The organism is Robinsoniella sp. (genome assembly GCF_034124845.1).
This window is the reverse complement of the sequence record NZ_JAWYAJ010000473.1, coordinates 1-1,678: the sequence shown is the minus strand read 5'-3', so window position 1 is coordinate 1,678 and position 1,678 is coordinate 1. Positions and strand designations below refer to the sequence as shown.

The window sequence follows — 1,678 nt, the reverse complement described above, 5'->3', positions numbered from 1 at the left end:
CATTTACTGCGCATACCGTGAGAAAGTGATTCAGGAGTGCAAAAATCCCATCGCGCAAGCGATTATAAATGGATTTTTGCAGTAACAGGGCTGCTTGTCTGAACTGTTACATTTTTTCTGGTTCCATCTCATGAAGTGCATGTTCTGGAATCAGAAAACGGTTCAAGCAGCCATGTGGTTCAATATTAGAAATTTCAAACAGATTCTTTCTTTCATACATGATTTCCAACATACGCCGTATGCTATACAGACCAACTCTCGTTCCATCTTTTTCTATTTCCACATGTTCTGCCTGGAACTTCTCTAAAAATTCTTTTGAATATCCATCTCCATCATCTTCTATTTCAATGGAAAGCATTTTCTCACCATTTATTTTCACACAGCCAGCCTTGACAAGAATCGTAAGACTGGTATCCAAAGAAACAGCATATTTATATTCATTCTCAACAACCGTATGAATCAGCATCTGTGGAATATTCCAATTTTCCACCTCTGGAGCAATATCCATAAAATAAAATACACAGCCCGGATATTTCAGTTCCTGCATTTCAAAATAATTCTCAACATGGCGGACTTCTTCCACTAGCGGAACCGTATGTAGTCCTGATTTAAACATATAGCGAATATTTTTCGTCAGTGCATCAATATAAATTTTTATGTGTTCGTTTTTCTTTTGCATGCTTAAACTCGATATTGTGGTCATAGCATTTAAAAAGAAATGAGGACGTATCTGTAATCGTATCGCACGAAGTTCCGTCTCCTGAAGAACTATCTGTTTTTCGTAACTTTGTATCTTCAGTCCTACAACTTCGTCCATCAAATGATTAAATGTATTTTTCAATATTACAAATTCATTTGTCTCGAATTCTTCCCGGATACGATGTTTGTAGTCACCAGCCCGAATCATTTCCATGCTTTGCTGCATATGTTTCATCGGAATCAAAATATTTTTTCTCAGATATTTTACAAGGATCATTACAACAACAAGAGTAATGTTAATAATTACAAAAAATATAATCATCGTTCCTTTGATCTGTCCCAAAAATCCCCGGCTGTTCATATAACAATGTACAATCAGATTGCCATCGGCAAGCTCAACCTTTTGATCATTGTAATTCTTATTCTGCATGAATTTTTCAATTTTTTGTCCAATTTGTAATTGCTCATTGGACTCACCATAATATCCATACAACTGATTCTCTTTATCGGTCATAAGAATTGTCATATTCTCCAGACTGCTCTTACCGGCTGTATCCATAAAGTTATCCACTGCCATGAACACACCTGCCGCTTTTCCATTCCACACATACATTTTATAAAGGAAAGGCGTCCCCTCTAAGATTTTAATGCTCCAGAATGCCTTCATATGCCCCTGGGCTGCACAATCCATTGCAAAATCCCTTATGGTTTCTTTTTGAGACCAGGTAATATTGTTCTTGTAACTATCTATGCAGTTCTGATACGCAGACTCCGCTATCACAATCATATCTACATTATTATTATTCGTTATAGATTCCTGTAAAAGATTTGACAAATCAATACCTGCTTCATACCGATCCGACTCGCTTTCACTTTGCAGCATATCGTATTTTGTATTCTTATAAATCAGACGCTGCAACAGCATATTTGCATCTTCAATCTTATTATTCAGTTCATTTCCATATACGTGAAGAAAATT

1 protein-coding gene is annotated in these 1,678 nt (G+C 36.2%); it reads right to left on the bottom strand.

Annotated features, from left to right (window positions below; translation table 11 throughout):
• Positions 1-106: 106 nt before the first annotated feature.
• A partial coding sequence (locus ACH2DQ_RS23140; protein ID WP_395028520.1) for a sensor histidine kinase occupies positions 107-1,678 on the bottom strand: 1,572 nt, incomplete at its 5' end.